The sequence below is a fragment of the Bacteroidota bacterium genome (genome assembly GCA_039111535.1).
Taxonomy (GTDB): domain Bacteria; phylum Bacteroidota; class Rhodothermia; order Rhodothermales; family JAHQVL01; genus JBCCIM01.
This window is the reverse complement of sequence record JBCCIM010000014.1, coordinates 41,797-60,976: the sequence shown is the minus strand read 5'-3', so window position 1 is coordinate 60,976 and position 19,180 is coordinate 41,797. Positions and strand designations below refer to the sequence as shown.

The 19,180-nt window shown below is 52.5% G+C and carries 12 protein-coding genes and 1 pseudogene; 1 reads left to right on the top strand and 12 read right to left on the bottom strand.

The window, feature by feature from the left end:
- Nucleotides 1-331 (top strand): hypothetical protein (locus AAF564_04155; protein MEM8484713.1); only part of this gene is annotated, 331 nt, incomplete at its 5' end.
- On the opposite strand, the gene AAF564_04150 is transcribed toward AAF564_04155, so the two are convergent.
- The 12 genes and pseudogenes from AAF564_04150 to AAF564_04095 all read right to left on the bottom strand — a co-directional run bounded on the left by AAF564_04150 (nt 294) and on the right by AAF564_04095 (nt 19,155).
- On the bottom strand, nt 294-1,295 hold the full coding sequence (locus tag AAF564_04150; protein MEM8484712.1) for a homoserine kinase: 1,002 nt from the start codon (nt 1,293-1,295) through the stop codon (nt 294-296). The genes AAF564_04155 and AAF564_04150 overlap by 38 nt on opposite strands.
- A gap of 85 nt (nt 1,296-1,380) precedes the next feature.
- The gene (locus AAF564_04145) at nt 1,381-2,850 is read right to left on the bottom strand and encodes a glutamate synthase subunit beta (GenBank protein MEM8484711.1); all 1,470 of its coding nucleotides are present in this window, start codon (nt 2,848-2,850) and stop codon (nt 1,381-1,383) included.
- A 99-nt stretch (nt 2,851-2,949) separates the two neighbouring features.
- Nucleotides 2,950-7,503, bottom strand: coding sequence for a glutamate synthase large subunit (gene gltB, locus AAF564_04140; GenBank protein ID MEM8484710.1), 4,554 nt, complete (start codon nt 7,501-7,503; stop codon nt 2,950-2,952).
- Nucleotides 7,504-7,683: 180 nt separating this feature from the next.
- The gene (gene cimA / locus AAF564_04135; protein MEM8484709.1) at nt 7,684-9,318 is read right to left on the bottom strand and encodes a citramalate synthase; all 1,635 of its coding nucleotides are present in this window, start codon (nt 9,316-9,318) and stop codon (nt 7,684-7,686) included.
- Nucleotides 9,319-9,357: 39 nt separating this feature from the next.
- On the bottom strand, nt 9,358-9,921 hold the full coding sequence (locus AAF564_04130) for a 3-isopropylmalate dehydratase (GenBank protein ID MEM8484708.1): 564 nt from the start codon (nt 9,919-9,921) through the stop codon (nt 9,358-9,360).
- 41 nt (nt 9,922-9,962) lie between these two features.
- Nucleotides 9,963-11,255 carry a 3-isopropylmalate dehydratase large subunit gene (locus tag AAF564_04125; protein ID MEM8484707.1) on the bottom strand — a complete coding sequence of 431 codons (1,293 nt, stop codon included), beginning with the start codon at nt 11,253-11,255 and terminating at the stop codon, nt 9,963-9,965.
- Between the two features lie 42 nt (nt 11,256-11,297).
- Nucleotides 11,298-12,902 carry a 2-isopropylmalate synthase gene (locus tag AAF564_04120; protein ID MEM8484706.1) on the bottom strand — a complete coding sequence of 535 codons (1,605 nt, stop codon included), beginning with the start codon at nt 12,900-12,902 and terminating at the stop codon, nt 11,298-11,300.
- Nucleotides 12,903-12,936: 34 nt separating this feature from the next.
- Nucleotides 12,937-14,034 (bottom strand): 3-isopropylmalate dehydrogenase, encoded by a 1,098-nt coding sequence (gene leuB / locus AAF564_04115; GenBank protein ID MEM8484705.1) that lies wholly within the window; start codon nt 14,032-14,034, stop codon nt 12,937-12,939.
- A 23-nt stretch (nt 14,035-14,057) separates the two neighbouring features.
- Nucleotides 14,058-15,086 carry a ketol-acid reductoisomerase gene (gene ilvC / locus AAF564_04110; GenBank protein MEM8484704.1) on the bottom strand — a complete coding sequence of 343 codons (1,029 nt, stop codon included), beginning with the start codon at nt 15,084-15,086 and terminating at the stop codon, nt 14,058-14,060.
- 95 nt (nt 15,087-15,181) lie between these two features.
- The gene (gene ilvN, locus AAF564_04105) at nt 15,182-15,805 is read right to left on the bottom strand and encodes an acetolactate synthase small subunit (GenBank protein MEM8484703.1); all 624 of its coding nucleotides are present in this window, start codon (nt 15,803-15,805) and stop codon (nt 15,182-15,184) included.
- Nucleotides 15,795-17,504, bottom strand: coding sequence for a biosynthetic-type acetolactate synthase large subunit (gene ilvB, locus AAF564_04100; protein MEM8484702.1), 1,710 nt, complete (start codon nt 17,502-17,504; stop codon nt 15,795-15,797). The genes ilvN and ilvB overlap by 11 nt, the downstream gene beginning before the upstream one ends.
- A 700-nt stretch (nt 17,505-18,204) precedes the next feature.
- A pseudogene (locus tag AAF564_04095) lies at nt 18,205-19,155 on the bottom strand (substrate-binding domain-containing protein).
- Between the last annotated feature and the right edge of the window lie 25 nt (nt 19,156-19,180).

The following is a 19,180-nucleotide window of genomic DNA, read 5'->3' as shown; positions in this document are numbered from 1 at the left end:
GGCCCGCGACAGCGCCATCTCCAGCCACGGCAACTACATCGTCTATGTAAAGCCGCAAAGGGACGGTCGCGAGAGCGCCGCCCTGAGTCTGACGGCGCGCCAGACGCGCCTGGGACTCAACCTCGAACGCGCCGCCGTCAGGGGCAAATTGGAGGTCGACTTTTACGGCGCCACCCCCGAAAACAAAAACGCCCTGCTGCTGCGCCACGCCTATGTCGAATTCCCCCTGGGCCCGCTGCACTTCCAGGCCGGTCAGACAGCCGATATCATCGCCCCCCTCGTCCCCGCCACCATCAACTACAGCGCCACTTGGGGCGCCGGCCCTCATTGACCCTGGAGAGGTAAGCGGATGAAGCGATGCCCGTGGCAAGACTGGCTTCCTGCATGGCAAGCATTACAGATTGGGCCTCTGCATGCTTATCAGAAATGGCAAACATCGCGGGGCCTGAACCGGTCAATGCGCAACCGAATGCTCCCGCCGCCATAGCAGCCGCCTTGATTTGGCTGTAGCATGGTACGAGTGTAGACCGCACAGGTTCTGCCAACTGATCTTCCATCATCCTCTGCCCCACTTCCGCCCAATCGCCGGCACGAAATGCTTCAATCATGAAAGCGAGCGAAGAAGCCTGATTTACGGCGTGTTGCATCGGTACCTGGACGGGGAGCATCGCCCGCGCTTCACGGGTCAGTACCTGTACTTCGGGCAAGATTGCCACAATCCACAAGCCGGCTGGTATTTCTATGTTTCGATATTGGTTCGGATCACTGGATGAGACGAGCATGAGGCCACCGAACAAGGCCGGCAGCACATTGTCTCCATGCCGCGCACCAGAGGCCAATGCCTCGCCACCAAGCACGGCATCTACCAGTTCATGTTTACTCATGCCTGGAGACAACAACTCGCCCGTGGCATAGGCAGCACCAACAGCAGAAGCTGCTGAACTTCCTATACCCGACCCAGGCTTGAAGCCTTTTTGAATCCGTAATTCCAGGCCACCAGTATAGCCGAGTTGTGCTGCGACCATCCGTGCAGCGACACCGGCTGTATTTTTATCAGGATCAAGCGTAATGCCCGCGCTAAACGGATGTTCATTCAACACAATGTGGATACCCGGTGTCTCCACTCGCCGTGCTTCAATGACATCACCTACACCTTCCAGGCAAAGGCCGAGGGTATCAAAACCCGGCCCCAGGTTAGACAGGGAGGCCGGACCAAAAACACGCACCACATCGGTCGCACTCACAGGCACTGGTTCTCTTTCTTGAGGGATAAGATTCTCTTGTACAACAGGCATCGCACGCGAACAGTTTTAATTGCCCGCATCATAAGATGATTAGCGTAATTTGTTTCTTTAGGCAATCGGGGCGCACGAAAACGCACTAACGAATGAATGGGATATCTCCTTCGCCTTTCTGGGGCAGCCGGCTTTCCTCCATCAAATAGGCATCAGCCGCAGCCGCAGCTTCTCTCCCTTCGGAAATGGCCCATACAACAAGCGACTGCCCACGCCGGCCATCACCTGCCGCAAATACGCCTGGCACTGACGTTGCGTAGCCATCTGTCGTATCGATATTGCCCCGGTCTGTTAACACCACATCCAGTTTGTCGAGCAAACCTGCCTTCTCTGGCCCCGTGTATCCAACCGCCAGCACAACAAGATCCACAGGCCATTGCTTCTTGGTCCCTTCCATTTCATTCAAAACCATCCTGCCGGTAGCATCTTTCTCCATTTCAACATTTACGGTCGTAAGGTGCGTAAGCTTGCCGTTATCGCCTTTGAAGTTCGTTGTTAATACCGACCATTTGCGGTCAGCGCCTTCTTCATGGGAAGAACTGGTACGGAGCACCATCGGGTAATAAGGCCACGGCTGATGCGCAGGCCGGTCTTCGGGCGGTGTAGGCAAAAGCTCAAACTGAATGACGGATTTGGCGCCCTGCCGGTTGGCTGTACCAACACAGTCGCTCCCGGTATCGCCGCCCCCAATTACAATTACGTTTTTGTCAGCTGCATCGATGGCCGGCACGTCAAACGATTCGCTGGCAACGCGTTTGTTTTGCTGCCACAGGTAGTCCCACGCAAGATGGATGCCTTCGAGATCGCGCCCGGGCGCACCTACATCGCGCGCCTGCGTTGCACCAACGCACAGCACAACAGCGTCGAATGCCATGAGCTCCTCAACAGAAATGTCTTCGCCTACCCGAACGCCTGTTTTGAATACGATGCCGGCTGCTTCCATTAACGCAACACGTCGCGCGACCACGGACTTCTCAAGTTTGAAATCGGGGATGCCGTACTGCAACAGCCCACCGGGTTTATCATCCCGTTCAAAGACGGTTACCGCATGCCCCGCTTCGTTGAGCTGGGCAGCACACGCCAGTCCGGCAGGCCCAGAACCAACTACCGCTACACGTTTGCCCGTACGGACTTCAGGTGTTGCTGGCACGACCCAGCCGGCGTCAAATGCATGTTCGATAATCTCCTTTTCGATTTGCTCAATCGTAACCGGATCGTCATTGATCCCCAGCACACAGGCTGCTTCACAAGGCGCCGGACAAATACGGCCCGTAAATTCAGGAAAGTTATTGGTGGAGGCCAGCTTGTGATACGCTTCTTGCCACCGCTCTTTAAATACCAGGTCATTCCATTCAGGAATCTTGTTACCAAGCGGACAACCCGCATGGCAAAAAGGCACCCCACAATCCATACAACGAGAAGACTGCTGAATCAAATACTCTTCAGGAAAGGGATAATAAATCTCTTTGCTATCCTGCAAGCGCTCTTCAACGGCCCTTTTTTTCGGCAACGTCCGTTTGAACTGAAGAAATCCGCGCGTTTTATCTTTGGTCATGTTTCTATTCAAAATCTAGGTTCAAGCATCAAAACCGCGTTCCTCGCCTACAGCTGCGCAAGCAGCATTCACGAGAAACAGCGTCAATTCAGTGGGTGGTCAGGCTGCAACGGATGCAGCCATGGAATCATCAGCCTGTTCTTCCAGGCGTTTCAACGCTTTTTTGTACTCAACTGGAATCACCTTCACAAACTGTTGCAAGGCCGTTTCCCATGAAGCCAGCACTTCTGAAGCAACAGCGCTCCCGGTGTATTTATGGTGGGCAGTGACGAGGTTTTTCAGGAAAGCCACTTCCTCTTTGCTCGACACTTTCTCGAGGTCAACCATCTCCGTATTGCAATACGAGCCAGCGAAGGTTCCGGCTTTATCAAACACATAGGCAATGCCCCCGCTCATCCCTGCGGCAAAGTTTCTTCCGGTTGCACCGAGGACAACAACTTTGCCGCCTGTCATGTACTCACATCCATGATCGCCCACGCCTTCAACAACAGCTGTCACGCCGCTATTCCGGACACAGAACCGCTCGCCGGCTTTCCCTCTGATAAAGACCTCACCGCTGGTAGCGCCATAGAGTGCCACATTGCCTATGATAATATTATCTTCGGCAACAAAGCCGGCAGATTTCTGCGGGCGAACAACCAACGTGGCCCCGGATAGGCCCTTGCCGAAGTAGTCATTGGCATCCCCATCCAGTTGCAACCGGAGCCCTTTGACGCCAAACGCGCCAAAGCTCTGCCCCGCAGACCCATTGCACTCGATGTTGATCGTGCCATCAGGCAGGCCATCCAGCCCAAATCTTCGGGCAACCCGGTTGCTCAGCATGGTACCAAACGTGCGGTCCCGATTGCTTATGGCGGTACGAATGGTGACAGGCGCACCGCTTTTAAGGGTAAGGGCAGCTTTCTCAATCAACCATTGGTCGCGCACACTATCGAGGCCATGGTCCTGGTCATCAGTACGGTATGGCTTGAGGAATGCCGGCGTTTCTACTTTTTTCAGGATCGGCGCCAGATCAACGTGCTTTGCCTTCCAGCGCGTTTCATCCACATCAGCTTCAAGCAGTTCAACCCGGCCTTTCATTTCATCAATGGTGCGCACGCCCAGTTCCGCCATGTACTGCCGCAACTCCTGTGCAACAAAGTAGAAGTAATTGACAACGTGCTCAGGCTGCCCTGTAAAGCGTGCGCGCAGTACCGGGTCCTGGGTTGCGATGCCAACCGGGCAGGTATTCAAATGACACTTCCGCATCATGATGCAGCCCATAGCAATCAGCGGCACCGTTGCAAAGCCGAACTCTTCTGCGCCAAGCAAACAGGCAATGGCGACGTCGCGTCCGGTTTTCAGTTGTCCGTCACACTCAACCTTTACGCGGCTGCGGAGGCCGTTCAGGGTCAGGGTTTGCTGTGTCTCTGATAGCCCCAACTCCCACGGAATGCCGGCATGCATGAGGCTTGTCTGCGGTGATGCACCCGTACCCCCATCGTTTCCACTAATCAGAATCACATCCGCTTTGCCTTTTGCAACGCCGGCAGCAATGGTACCCACGCCAACTTCAGAAACCAGCTTCACTGTCACCCGGGCTTCCGGGTTGGCATTCTTCAAGTCAAAAATGAGCTGCGCCAAGTCTTCAATTGAGTAGATGTCATGGTGCGGCGGCGGCGAAATGAGACCAACGTATGGTGTTGAGTGCCGCGTTTTTGCGATCCATGGATACACCTTCTCTCCTGGTAATTGTCCGCCTTCCCCGGGCTTTGCCCCCTGCGCCATTTTAATTTGTATCTCATCCGCACTGGCGAGATACGAAATGGTCACGCCAAACCTTCCGGAAGCCACCTGTTTGATGCGGCTACGCTTCGGACTGTTGATATTGTAACGTTCTGGATCTTCACCGCCTTCGCCGGTGTTGCTCCTCCCGCCAAGCTTGTTCATGGCGACGGCGAGCGTTTCATGGGTCTCCTGGCTAATGGATCCGTAGGACATCGCACCCGTTTTGAACCGCTTCACAATTTCCGTCCACGGCTCAACTTCTTCAATCGGGATTGGCGTCACGTCTTTGCGAAACGCCATTAAGCCCCGCAACGTGCCGCGCTTGCGGCTTTCCGTGTTTACAATTCGCGCATAGTCAGCATAGGTGTCAGGATCGTTATCACGGACAGCTTGCTGAATTTTTGCAACGCTGAGCGGGTTGAGGTGGTGATGTTCGCCATCACGGCGCCACTGGTAGCGGCCGCCTGCATCCAGGTCATGCGCTACATTGCCGGCTTTGTGCAGGGCGTATTCATGGCGCCGGCTTACCTCTTCAGCAATCACATCGAGATCAATACCACCAATACGCGAAGGCGTGTTGGTAAAGTAGCGATCAATCACTTCGCGGCCGATGCCTATTGCTTCAAAAATCTGCGCGCCCTGGTAACTTTGCACCGTTGAAATGCCCATTTTAGACATTACCTTCAAGATGCCTTTTCCTACTGCCTTGATGTAATTTTTGTGAGCTTGCTCCAATGCAGTATCTGCACCGGCGGCAGCAATCACATCTGTAGCAAATTCAAATGCGACATACGGATTAATCACATCAGCGCCATATCCTATCAGCGTGCAAAAATGGTGGACTTCGCGGGGCTCACCACTTTCGATAACGAGGCTGGTTTTAAAGCGATCTCCCGTATTAATCAAATGATGCTGCATTGCTGCAGTAGCCAACAATGCAGGAATGGGTAGCAGATCATCTGTCCATCCGCGATCACTCAGGATTAGAATCGATGTGCCGGCATCAATTGCCTCAGATGCTGCAGCAAACATGGTTTTAAGGCCGGCCTCAAGTCCTTCTCCGCCTTTAGCTGCATCAAAAACCATTGGAATGGTTGTAGACTTCAGCGTATCGCGGGTGCTGGCTTTGAGGCGTGCAAGGTCTTTGTTCGAGAAAATCGGGTGCTTGAGTCGGAGCAGCTGGCAGCTATCCGGCCCCGTTGCAAACAGGTTGTGCTGTGCGCCAAGATTCGTATAGAGTGAGGTTACTATTTCTTCCCGGATCGCATCAAGTGGCGGGTTGGTTACCTGTGCAAAGAGCTGTTTGAAATAATCATACAGCAGCCGTGGCCGCTCAGACAACACTGCAAGCGGCGTATCGTCACCCATCGACCCCAGTCCTTCTTTGCCATTAAACAGCATAGGTGGCATCAGAATATCACGGTCTTCCCGGGTGTAGCCGAAAAGATGCAAGTCGCGGCGCAACGTCTCTCGCGCACGCACAGCCGGCACCTCTGCTGCTGCTGGCAGATCATCCAGGTGAATCAGACTCTCTGCAAGCCACTCGCCGTATGGCGCCTTGTTGCTTATGGTTGCTTTGATTTCTTCATCTTCAATGATTCGCTGCTCTTTTAAATCCACCAAAAACATTTTACCAGGCTGAAGCCGGCCCTTGCGAACAATCTCAGCCGGATCAAAATCGAGCACTCCGGTTTCTGAAGCCAGGACAACAATGCCATCCTTCGTTACGGTGAATCGGGATGGTCGCAACCCATTACGGTCGAGGACAGCGCCGATATAGCGGCCATCGGTAAATGGCACTGTTGCCGGGCCGTCCCAAGGCTCCATCAGGCAGCTGTGGTAACTGTAAAACGCCTTCTTTGCCGGATCCATGTTATCGTTATGCTCCCACGCCTCCGGGATCATCATCATCATAGCGTGCGGCAAGGAACGGCCGGAGTGGCAGATAAGCTCAAGCGCGTTGTCAAACACCTGCGAGTCGCTCGCACCCTCATCGAGAATGGGCAGCAGCCGAGAAATATCACCGCCAAACTTCGGCGCATCAAATAAAGCCTGTCGCGACTTCATCCAGTTGATATTGCCACGCAAGGTGTTAATTTCACCGTTATGGCTCATCCGGCGAAATGGCTGGGCCAAAGACCAGTGTGGAAAAGTATTGGTACTGAATCGAGAGTGCACCATCGCCAGTGCACTTTCAAAGAGCGGATTATTCAAATCGGCAAAGTACGTGCTCAACTGATGGGTGGTGAGCATGCCTTTGTAAATCAGCGTCCGGCTCGAAAGGCTTGTCAGGTAGAAATCGTCAGCCCCAGCTTGATCTTCCTTCCTGATTTTATTTTCGATTAGCTTGCGAATTAAGAAGAGTTTCCGCTCAAATGCATTAACAGCGAGTTCTGTACTGCCCCAGCCGACAAAGAACTGACGCATTGCTGGCTCTGTCTCGCGTGCTGCTATTCCAATCGCCGTGCTATCAACAGGTACTGCGCGCCATCCCAGAAAACGCAGACCTTCAGCCTCAACAACAGATTCGATCACAGCCTCTTGCTGACTAAAAGCTTTTTTGTCCTTTGACAAGAAAGCCATCCCGACGCCATAAGCCCCCATTTCTGGCAGGTTAATCCCTGCTTCAGCGGCGACGGTGCGCAGAAATCGATGCGGTGTTTGCACTAGAATGCCGGCACCATCTCCCGTATCAGGATCAGCTCCTGTTGCACCGCGGTGGTCGAGATTTTCTAGAATCTGCAGCCCTCGCTGGACTATATCGTGGCTCTGTGTATTGTGGATTGAGCAAATAAAGCCCACACCACAAGCATCGTGTTCAAACGCGTGATTATATAAACTATCGGTTGGAAGATCCTGGGGTACCCTAAAACCTGAAGATGTCATTACAAGGAATCTATAATCTTAAAGGACAGCGGTGCCCGCCCGGTGTGACCCTGGCGGGGGGCTGCACGCATATCAATTGACATGCATTGTGCAGTTCGTCTTAAGCTGTACAGATAAGAATATCCTTGCTCCCGAAGCCGGCCCTTTTACATCCCCAAGCCGGCTGCAGGAGTATTCCGACTAGACGGCCGCGGCGGCACGCGCTGTATGGCGGGCCTGATAAGGTGCAGTCTGGCGCTCGGCAACCGTGGCATTGGTGGTCATCAGGTGGTAGCGAATCCCGTCTGACAAAGCCTGCCAGCTAGCATCCAGCAAATTGTTCGACACACCCACGGTATGCCAGCCATTACTCGCATTGGTCCTGTGCTCGATAAGCACCCGAACCTTGGCGGCTGTGCCTTCTTCTGGCGTCAGCACGCGTACTTTGTAGTCTGCAAGTCGTACATCAAGCAAATCCGGATAGAAGCCAACAAGGGCCTCACGAAGTGCGTTGGACATGGCATCAACCGGCCCCAACCCTTCAGCCGCTACCAACGTACGGTGACCATGTACATTCACAGCCAGCGTAGCTTCTGAAAACGCCCGGTCAGCCTGTCCGTCTTCGCTACGGACGCGGAGCCGCTCAAGTGTAAAGAACTCGGCAGCATCTCCTTTGATGGTTCTGAGCAAAAGTTCAAAGGAAGCTTCCGCGCCCTCAAACTCATAGCCAAGATGCTCCAGCTCCTTGATGCGCTGCACCGCTTTTTTGGCGATGTCTTTTTCAGCAAGCGCAATACCCAGCTCCTCAGCTTTGTAGCGCACATTGCTTTGTCCGGAGAGGTCTGAAACCAGTACGCGGCGCTTGTTGCCAACAATTTCCGGTTCAATGTGTTCGTATGCGCGCGGCTCTTTCATTACCGCCGACACATGGATGCCGCCTTTATGCGCAAACGCGCTTCGGCCTACAAATGCTGCACGATCTACCGGATCCAGGTTAGCGACTTCATCGACAAAATGGCTCATATCAGCCAGCGTACCAAGCTGGGCTGGATCGACGCATTGGTAACCCATTTTGATCTGCAAATCAGCAATGACTGCGCACAGGTCTGCGTTACCACACCGTTCGCCAATGCCGTTGATTGTACCTTGGACGTGCGTTGCGCCGGCCTCAACGGCCATCAAGGTATTGGCAACGGCACATGCGCCATCGTTGTGCGTGTGAATCCCAATCGGAATGTCAAACTTCCGCACAATCTCTCCCACGATGTTGTACACCTCCATAGGAAGCGTTCCCCCGTTGGTATCGCATAATACGAGTACATTGGCGCCCGCTTCTGTTGCGGCCTGGAGGGTTTCAAGTGCATATGATGGATGCTCCTTGTACCCGTCAAAAAAGTGCTCAGCATCGTACACGATGTGTTTACCGTGCGATTTCAAATACGCTACAGACGACCGGATCAAGTCAACGTTCTCAGCCAAGGTAACGCCGAGCGCCACTTCGGCGTGCAAAGTCCAGCTTTTACCAAAAATGGATACAACCGGTGTTTGGGCCTGCAACATGGCCTTCAAGTTCGGATCATCTTCCGGCGCAAACTGCACACGACGGGTTGAACCAAAAGCACAAATGCGTGCATGCTGGAAATCTTCATCGCGGGCCCTGCTAAAAAACTCTTGATCTTTTGGGTTGGATCCAGGCCAGCCGCCCTCAATAATATCAATCCCCATGAGGTCAAGCCGTTTTGCGATACGAATTTTGTCCTGAGCGGACATGGTGACGTGTTCTCCCTGCGTACCATCTCGCAGGGTGGTATCAAATAGTTCGATGTGATTAGCCATGGCTAGGGGAGTTTATACGGTGTAAAGGAAAGGGGCGCGCTATGTGTTCATGAGTCCGGCTTGCCGCGCGTATTCAAACACATTGCCAGCTTTGAGAATTTCTGCCACCTCACCTAGTGGATCGAGCAAAAACTCTTCTCCTGTTGTCAGGTTGGTCAGTTTTCCAAGCGTAGTATCAAGGCGAAGGTTGTCACCTGTTTTGATACGGTCGTTTATTTTATGGCGCCGTTCAAAACGCACCAGAAAACCCCCAAATACGGAGTTGCGATAAAAAATACGGGCAAAGCTCTCTGCAATTGCTGCTTCACAGCCGGCAACCATCAACGCAAACGGCGCATGTTCGCGGGATGAGCCACATCCAAAATTAGAACCGCCAATAATGATTTTATACGGGCTCTCATATGATCCTTCTTCGGTAAACGGTTTGTCGCCATACGGGAGCCCCTGCTTGCCTACGGGCACACCGCTCAGGGCATACTGGCCATATTTCTTCCGCTCTTCCGGATCAGACAAACTATACACAAGATGTTCAGCAGGAATCATCTGATCCGTATCTATGGAGTCACCCAGTACGTATGCGAGGCCTTCAATAATTTCTTTCATTGCTCTTTCTGTTTCGGGCACCAGGCCCGTTCAACTTTTAATTATACAAGGACCTCGCGTGGGTCTGTAATCACACCTGACACTGCTGAAGCAGCCACCGTCAAAGGAGAAGCCAGGTATACAGAAGACTGCTTGGAGCCCATCCGGCCAGGAAAATTCCTGTTGGTTGTTGAGATGACCACCTCTTCTCCGTGTGTCCGTCCAAACGTATCTTTGGGGCCACCCAGGCAAGCTGCACAGCTCGACTGGCCAATCTGGCACCCTGCATTAATAAAGATATCATAGATGGATTCGCCATCAACCATGCTGGTGTGCAAGTCGCGGGCGACCTCGGTGGTGGCCGGCACGATGAAAGTTGGAATACGTGTCTCCTGCCCTTTCAGAATGCGCGCTGCGGCCTCAAAGTCTTCCAGTTTACCACCGGTGCAACTGCCGATGTAAGCCCGATCGAGGCGCGTGCCTTCTACTTCACGAACCGTGGCCTTATTGTCCGGACTGTGTGGTTTTGCGACAACGGGCTCCAATCGGGACACGTCGTAGGTGCGTACAGAGTGGTAGTTTGCGTTGTCGTCGCTGTACAGCGGATCAAACGTAGCGTTGGTCCGGGCCTGCACGTAGTCAAAGGTGACCTGGTCTGGAGGAATAATGCCGCTTTTACCGCCGGCTTCGATCGCCATGTTGGTAAGGGTCATCCGCTCCTGCATCGACAAGTCAAACACGGCCTCGCCATCAAATTCCAGCGCACGATACGTACCGCCGTCACACCCGATATCGCCAATGATGGTCAAAATCAGGTCTTTTGCCATCAGGTATGGTGGCAGGCTACCATTAAAGACGAACTTCATGGTCTCTGGTACTTTAACCCAGATTTTGCCAGTCCCCATAATGAGGGCTGCGTCTGTATTGCCAACGCCCGTTGAGAACATGCCAAAAGCACCCGATGTACAGGAATGGCTGTCGGTACCAATCAGTACCGTACCAGGACGGTTGAATCCTTCTTCAGCAAGGCCAATGTGGCATACACCTTTGTAGCGGTCTGTGCCCACATCGTAATAATGCGGGAGGTTGTGCTCCTTCGCAAATGCACGCAGAATTTCGATATTCCGGTTGGCGTGCATGTCAGCTGTAAAGATGTAGTGATCCGGCATAATCACAACCTTCTCGGGGTCAAACACCTTTGCATTTTCACCAAACTCGCGTTTAAAAATTCCGATGGTAGGTGGACCACATACGTCATGGGTCATCAATACGTCTACATCAATCCAGATATTTTCACCTGGCGCTACACGGTCTCTGCCCGCGTTGCGAGCCATGATTTTTTCTGTAATCGTCATTCGCTTGTCTCTTAAGGGGCCGGCTGGCTACTTACCAATCGGTTATTGAATTCTGTCGAAGGAGTCGATGATGCCACCAGCAATAAAGTTCTGGTTAGCCTCATCACGCTTACCAGCAACCAGCTTATTGAGCGATGCCAGGTAGGCTTCTGCAGAGGCTTTCAACACGTCTGTGCTTTTTGCCTCACCTGAAAATTGTTGGTTGTCTGTACCTGTGAACACGCGAACTTCCCCAACGGCATCAGCTCCTTCCGTAATCGACTGAATTGAATAGCTTATCAGTTCGTGCGCGGTACCAACAGCGTGATTAATTGCCCGGTACAGCGCCTCGACCGGGCCATCTCCGGTTGCTGTTTCTGTGTGGAACGCTTTCATCCGGGTATGGAAAATGGTGACCGAAGCGCGTGCTGCGGTGCCCGTATCAACACGGACCTCCATTTTCTCGAGGACATAATCGGGTTTATTTAAGGAGTTTTTTTCGTGGTACAGGTCATACAGGTCTGCCTCGAAAATTTCTTTCTTTTGATCAGCCAGTGCGAGGAAACGGGTATACAGTTCATCGCGCGATTCTTCAGGCACTTCGAGGCCCATTTTTTCGAGCCGGCTCAGGAATCCATGCCGGCCGGAGTGTCGCCCAAGTCGAATCTGCTCGGCATCTTGTCCCACGTCTTCTGCCCGCATGATTTCATACGTTTCGCGGCTCTTCAACACGCCATGCTGGTGGATACCAGCTTCGTGGCTGAACGCATTTTTGCCCACAATGGCCTTGTTGGGCGGCACCGCAAATCCGGATGCAATCTGCACCATATTGCTCGACTCCATAAGGGCGCGTGTGTTGATGTTTGTATGCACACCAAACCGCTCTGCGCGCACATTCATCGCCATCACAACCTCTTCCAGTGAAGCATTGCCGGCACGCTCTCCGATACCATTGATTGTGCATTCAATCTGCCGCGCGCCAGCCAAAACACCAGACAGTGAGTTGGCTACTGCCATCCCCAGATCATCATGGCAATGGGTTGAAAAGATGATGTCATCTGCCGGCTTGAGCCGTTCGATCACCTGTTTGAAAATGGAGGCATATTCGCTGGGTGTACAATAGCCTGTCGTATCCGGTAGGTTGATGGTGGTTGCGCCGGCTTCGATACAGGCCTGAACCATGTCACAGAGGTAAGCGATGTCGGTACGCCCAGCGTCTTCAGCGCTGAATTCAACATTGTCGGTGTAGGTCCGCGCCAACGTGATGGCGTCCACTGCCATTTTCACAACCGTATTGCGACGCTCCGCCATCGTACTGCCAAATCGAGGGCTGCTGAACTTGGCATCGAGGTGGATATCGCTTGTTGCAATAAATGTGTGGATGCGCGTGTTTTTACCCGGCACGAGCGACTTTCCCGCAGCATGAATATCTGCATCAGTTGCACGAGCAAGCGCACAAATTACCGGACCTGAGACCTCGGCAGCAATCTGCCTGACAGACTCAGCGTCTTGCGGGGAGGAAATCGGGAAGCCTGCTTCGATGATATCGACATTCAGCTTTGCAAGCTGGTGCGCGATTTTAATTTTCTCAGAGAGTGACATCGAGGCACCTGGTGCCTGCTCGCCATCCCGCAAGGTCGTGTCGAATATGTATACTTGATTGCTCATGTATTTGTCGCTAGTGCATGCAGATTCAAAAATATCAGGCGGGGACGCGCGCGAGACGTTGTGTTACCTTTTCAATTACCCGTTGACCCATTTCCCGGGTAGTGACAAGTTGTTGTCCCTCTTGCCACATATCACGTGTCCGACAGTTGTCTTCCAGCACGTCGTCGATGCCTGCCCGAATGGCCTCAGCAGCTGCCTGCTCACCCAGTTCTTCGAGCATCATTACGCCACTAAGCATCGTAGCAAGCGGATTGGCTTTTCCTTCCCCAACAATATCGGGCGCACTGCCATGGACAGGTTCGAACAAACCGACTTTCCCACCAACACTGGCAGAAGGCAGCATGCCAAGCGAACCCGGCAGCGTTGCAGCTAAATCTGACAGGATATCACCAAACAGGTTGGACGTAACAACCACATCAAACTGTCTCGGATTGATTACCACCTGCATCGCAGCATTGTCTACGTACAGCAAATCGTATTCAACGTCAGCGTATGATGCCTCGTGTACCTCGGCAACAACTTCGCGCCACAGTTGCGATACAACGAGTACGTTGGCTTTGTCCACCAGCGTGACTTTGTTGCGCCGGCGACGCGCCCAGGTGAATGCGACGTGTGCGATCCTCGCAATTTCCTGCTCGTCATACACCATCGTGTTTTCAGCCCAGCGTCCTGCTTCGGCTGCATGCCGGCCTCTTGGCTCGCCAAAGTAGATGCCGCCCGTCAACTCCCGAACAATCAACATATCTGTACCGGTCACCCGCTCTTCGCGTAATGGCGAGGAAGCAGCCAGTGCAGCAGGTACGGAGACCGGACGCAAGTTGGCAAACGTGCCGAGTGTTTTGCGCAGGGCCAGCAACCCACTCTCTGGGCGCTTACTGCCTGTAAAGTGATCCCACTTTGGGCCGCCAACAGCGCCCATCAGTACTGCATCAGCAGCCAGACAAGCCTCAGCGGTCACTGCAGGAAACGGGTCATCCGTGGCATCAAGGGCAGCACCACCGATGAGATGCTCTGATACTTCCAGCCCAAACCCGGTTGCCTCGCCGACTGCACGCAAAACACGCAGGGTTTCAGCAACAACTTCGGGCCCAATGCCATCGCCTGGCAATGTTACAATGCGGAATGTTTTCATCTGCTCAGTCATCAGTCTTCAACCTAGGCGCTAACAGGAGAGTCTGCGGTGTCGGCTTTTTTGTTTGGGCGAAGCCAACTCATCATACCGCGCAATTTCTTGCCGACTTTTTCAATAGGATGTTCGCGAGAATCACGTTTCATGTCATCGAAGTTCGGCCAGCCGGCGTCACATTCTGCAATCCACTCACGCGCAAATTGCCCGGACTGAATCTCAGACAAGATCGCTTTCATTTCTGTCCGCACAGCATCCGTAATCAGGCGAGGGCCGCGCGAATAATTACCGTACTCAGCTGTATCACTGATCGAGTAGTTCATATAGGCGAGTCCACCTTCGTAATACAGGTCGACAATCAGCTTGAGCTCATGCAGCACTTCGAAATACGCCAACTCAGGTGGGTAGCCCGCTTCTGTCAGCGTCTCAAAACCAGCGCGGATGAGCATTTCAGATCCACCACACAACACAGCCTGCTCGCCAAAGAGGTCCGTTTCCGTTTCGTCTTTGAACGTGGTTTCAATGACACCAGCATTTGCGCCGCCAATTGCTTTTGCGTAGCTCAACGCCAGGGGTAGTGCGCCACCAGACGGATTCTGGGCAACTGCTACGAGGCAAGGGACGCCAGCGCCTTCTTCGTACACGCGCCTTACAAGGTGTCCCGGAGACTTGGGCGCCACCATAAAGACATCAACATCAGCCGGCGGCTTGATTTCGTCGTAGTGGACGCTAAAGCCATGTCCTACGCCAAGGGCTTTGCCTGCCGTGAGATGAGGCTTGATGTCTGCTTCGTACGTACGCTTGTGGTGCTGGTCGGGAATAAGCACCATCACCACATCTGCCCACTGAACTGCTTCAGCAATTGATTTCACATCCAGGCCCTTTTCGCGGGCTTTCTCAGCTGAACGCGATCCATCGCGCAAGCCAACAGCAACATCAACCCCGCTGTCGCGCAGGTTGAGTGCGTGTGCATGCCCCTGACTGCCATATCCGATGACAGCTACTTTCTTTTCGAGGATGATATCCAGGTCTGCGTCGTAATGAACCTTTACTCCCATTTCTACTTGTCCTTTTAAATGTTGTGATTACGACTGCGCAACGGCAGTCGGGTGGGTAATATCGCAACGTTTGATGCGTTGCTCATTTCAGGTACTCAGCCTCCGTGAATCAGCGCCCGGCGCATGGCAACGCGGCCACTGCGATGCAATTCTTCGATACCAAAAGGCTGCATCATACCAACAAAGGCGTTGATTTTCTTTGCGGGTCCCGTGAGTTCAAAACTCATGCTTTCCTGGGTTATGTCGATGACCTTGCCTCGGAAAATGTTCATGATGTCCATCACCTGCGCGCGGTTCTTTTCTGTGTAGCGCACTTTGAGCAGGCACAACTCACGCTCGACGGTTTCAAGGTCAGTCAAATCTTCCACTTCAACGGTATCAATCAGGTTACCCAGATGGGTAAGGACCTGCTCAATTTTCCGCGTGGTGCCTTTGGTGACCAGCGTCATACGGTAAAGCGTAGGATCATCGGTTTTACCCACAGCAACGCTTTCCAGGCTAAAGCCACGTGCAGAGAACAGGTTGACCACGCGGTTGAGCGCGCCAATAGAGTTCTCCAGCATCACATTGATCATGTGCCGGCGCAGTTCTGGCTCATCTTTGTCATTGAGCGGCTCGCCGGCGGCATTTTTACGAAATATCTGCTGGGGTGTCAACGTTATATCTGACATGGGTTTGCTCTTCTTCTCTTTAAAACGTGGGGCTAAATCAGACATCATGGTCGTTTGAAAATCGTTCTGTAATCATGTCTCCCGTAGAAGCACCAGCTGGCACCATCGGGAATACCATTTCTTCTTTTTCCACCTGACACTCGATTAGCACAGGCCGGTCGTTAATTGCCCAGGCTTTATCAATGGCATCTTTCAATTCTGCCGGCGTTGAAGCCGCAATACCCACGCAGTGGTTTGCTTCAGCAAGCTTGACAAAATCCGGATTGGTATCGCTAAGATCTGTGTGGCTATAGCGGTTCCCATGAAAAAGCTCTTGCCACTGCCGCACCATACCGAGGAATCGGTTGTTGATGACGATGATTTTGAGCGGCAACCGGTGTGCAGCTGCTACACTGAGCTCCTGTGCATTCATAACAAAGCCGCCATCTCCACTTACAGATATAACAGGTACATCCACCTCGCCCATGCCGCGCAATCCAAATGCAGCCCCAATGGCTGCCGGCAAGCAGAAACCCATTGTACCCAGACCACCAGACGTGATGTGAGACCGCGGCCGCACGTAGGAAAAGTACTGGGCCGTCCACATCTGGTGCTGTCCAACATCTGACAGTACCACGGCGTTACCTTCAGATTTTTCGCGCAAAGCTTCGATCACCGCTTGCGCCCGAAGCTTTCCATCACGCTCAAAATCAAGCGGGCATTCTTCACGCCACACATCAATTTGCGCCAGCCACTCGGTTGTGTCTTTCCGCTCTACCATCGGCAACATCGCTTCCAGTACGTCTTTCACATCACCCAGGATCGGGCAATCCACTGGCACGTTTTTCGAAATGCAAGAAGGGTCAATGTCGATATGGATTACTTTTGCGTGAGGTGCCCACGAATCGAGTTTCCCGGTCACGCGGTCGTCAAACCGAGCGCCAACAGACATAATGAGATCACAATGCTGCACAGCTTGATTGGCATACCAGGTGCCATGCATGCCCAGCATGCCTACGGATAGTGGGTCATTTTCAGGGAAAGCACTCAAGCCGTGGAGTGTAGTCGTAACCGGTACGTTCAATTTCCTTGCAAAAGCGGCCAATTCTGCTGTGGCATTGCCATTCAAGGTACCGCCACCCACATAAAGGAGTGGTTTTTCCGAGGCCTTCAACATGTCTGCCGCCTGGGTAAGCTGCTCCATCTTCAGCTTCAACTCCGTAGAATACCCCCGAAGTTCGACATCATCCGGGTAGGTGAATGGCGTTTCTGCAAATAAAATGTCTTTGGGGAGATCAACGACAACAGGGCCTGGCCGGCCTGTTTTTGCGATGTGGTAGGCCTCGCGAATGGTCCGCGTCAAATCTTCTACGCGTCGAACCTGAAAACTATGCTTGGTAATGCTACGCGTAACACCAATAATGTCTGTCTCTTGAAACGCATCATTACCGATAAGGCTGGTTGGCACCTGTCCCGTGAAAACAACAATCGGGATAGAATCCATGTAGGCATCTGCAATACCCGTTACCGTATTTGTGGCACCGGGACCACTGGTAACGAGGACCGTGCCCACCTTCCCAGTTGCTTTGGCATAGCCTTCTGCCATGTGCGTGCCCCCTTGTTCATGGCGAACGAGGATGTGCTTGAAACGGGGATTGACGCGGGCTATCTCGTCATAAATTTTGATTACCGCTCCACCTGGATGCCCAAAGACATACTCAACGCCTTGTGCGTCCAATGCCCGCACAAAGATCTCTGCACCGGTCATGGGTTTCGAAGAAACTTCTGCATCGGGAACGGCAGAGGATGCGCCGTCTCCTGTTTGCGAGGGAATGATTCCTGGACTGTATTCTGGCATAGTTCTCGTCAGCTTTCTGGGTTAGATCAGTCCCAGCGCTTTGTGACGATTGCGACTATGCTTTGTCTTGAAGTGCGTTGGGATCGATCATTTCCTATCCAATAATAATTAGGTTGATAATTAGGATAAGTAGAATAATCCCCCGAATCCTTACGCTAAGGATTTTGGCGACAGAGGAGAATCCTGATACATCAATCCCACCAGCGACCATTTCATTCCGCACACCCTTGATAGCAACCCCATCGGCGGGGTACTGATTGCGTTTGCTATATGCGATGGCTGCGTTCAGCATGAGTCTGGTCAGTGTTGGAGCAGTTGCTCGTGGTTCGACATGAATTAACTGAATCGCTCTTTCTTGTGCAAATAGCATGAATCACGATCCCTTAACAGCGTTAACTCCAAACGACATTTTTCGGTACCGCTTTCACTTAACGATGTTCACCTGACAAACACTTAAGCAATAGTAACTATTGCAAAATTGCATCATTGCCTAATTAAATTAGGCATCCTGTGGAGTCTTTTTTACAAAGCCTAAGAAATGATTCACAAGATCTTTACAATTTAAACCGGCTTTGTACGTGAATTAACCGATAATACAGTTTTTTTCTAACTACTCAGCGGTAGTATTTTGCCGGTACATTTCTGTTGGAATGAGTTGCGTTGCCGGCACGGTTTCCCCATTCATGTATGCAACCACCGCCTGAATAGATCGGGCGCCAATCTGCCGGGGATACGTGATTACATCTGCATACAATTTGCCTTCATCCACAGCCTTCTTTGCTTCCACCTTCCCGCCAAAACCAATCACTTGTACTTCACCGGCTTTGCCGGCTTTTTCAATTGCCGCCAACGCACCCAGCGCTGTTTCGTCATTGATCCCAAAAATCAAGTCCAGGTCCGGGTGTGCCTGGAGCATATCCTCTGTTGCCTTGAACGATTTGTCCATGGATCCCCCACCCGGCAGACGCGATACCAGTTCGACATCACTTGCACCTTACAGCGCTTTCAAAAATCCGCTGGTACGCTGAATCACCGACTCTACTTCAGGATGGTCTACAATGGCTACCTTCCCTGCGCCTCCCAGGGCTTCAATAGCAGTCTCCCCGGCCATCACGCCACCATTAAAATTATCAATACCGATGTGACCAACAACAGCCACGTCATCAACAAGGGCGGCAATGTCAGCCGTAAAAACGGGAATACCGGCAGCATTGGCCTCCTGGATCGCTGTGCCTATCGCTTTGGAATCCGACGGGCACAGGATAATAGCATCAACTTGCTGCACAATAAAGTCAGACATCTGATCCTTTTGACGCGCCACATCAAACTCGCTAGACACCAGGACGACTTCAATGTTACTGCGTTCAGCTTCCGCTTTCAGTTCTTCAACCAGATCCAGAAAAAAAGGATGTGTCATCGTGAGTACCGTCACCCCAACCGTTGCCACCGGAATATCAGAACCACTGCTATCGCCGGCTTCTTTAGGCGTGCAGGCAGACAAACCAAGGGACAAACAGACTACAAGACCAAATGAAAACAGCTTGCGGATAGCGTAAGTCATAACAATGTTTGGATGAAGTAAATAG

Coding starts and splice junctions, on each gene's coding strand:
- AAF564_04150 (MEM8484712.1), bottom strand. CDS start 1,295: ATGCCTGTTGTACAAGAGAATCTTATCCCTCAAGAAAGAGAACCAGTG.
- AAF564_04145 (MEM8484711.1), bottom strand. CDS start 2,850: ATGACCAAAGATAAAACGCGCGGATTTCTTCAGTTCAAACGGACGTTG.
- gltB (MEM8484710.1), bottom strand. CDS start 7,503: ATGACATCTTCAGGTTTTAGGGTACCCCAGGATCTTCCAACCGATAGT.
- cimA (MEM8484709.1), bottom strand. CDS start 9,318: ATGGCTAATCACATCGAACTATTTGATACCACCCTGCGAGATGGTACG.
- AAF564_04130 (MEM8484708.1), bottom strand. CDS start 9,921: ATGAAAGAAATTATTGAAGGCCTCGCATACGTACTGGGTGACTCCATA.
- AAF564_04125 (MEM8484707.1), bottom strand. CDS start 11,255: ATGACGATTACAGAAAAAATCATGGCTCGCAACGCGGGCAGAGACCGT.
- AAF564_04120 (MEM8484706.1), bottom strand. CDS start 12,902: ATGAGCAATCAAGTATACATATTCGACACGACCTTGCGGGATGGCGAG.
- leuB (MEM8484705.1), bottom strand. CDS start 14,034: ATGAAAACATTCCGCATTGTAACATTGCCAGGCGATGGCATTGGGCCC.
- ilvC (MEM8484704.1), bottom strand. CDS start 15,086: ATGGGAGTAAAGGTTCATTACGACGCAGACCTGGATATCATCCTCGAA.
- ilvN (MEM8484703.1), bottom strand. CDS start 15,805: ATGATGTCTGATTTAGCCCCACGTTTTAAAGAGAAGAAGAGCAAACCC.
- ilvB (MEM8484702.1), bottom strand. CDS start 17,504: ATGACCGGTGCAGAGATCTTTGTGCGGGCATTGGACGCACAAGGCGTT.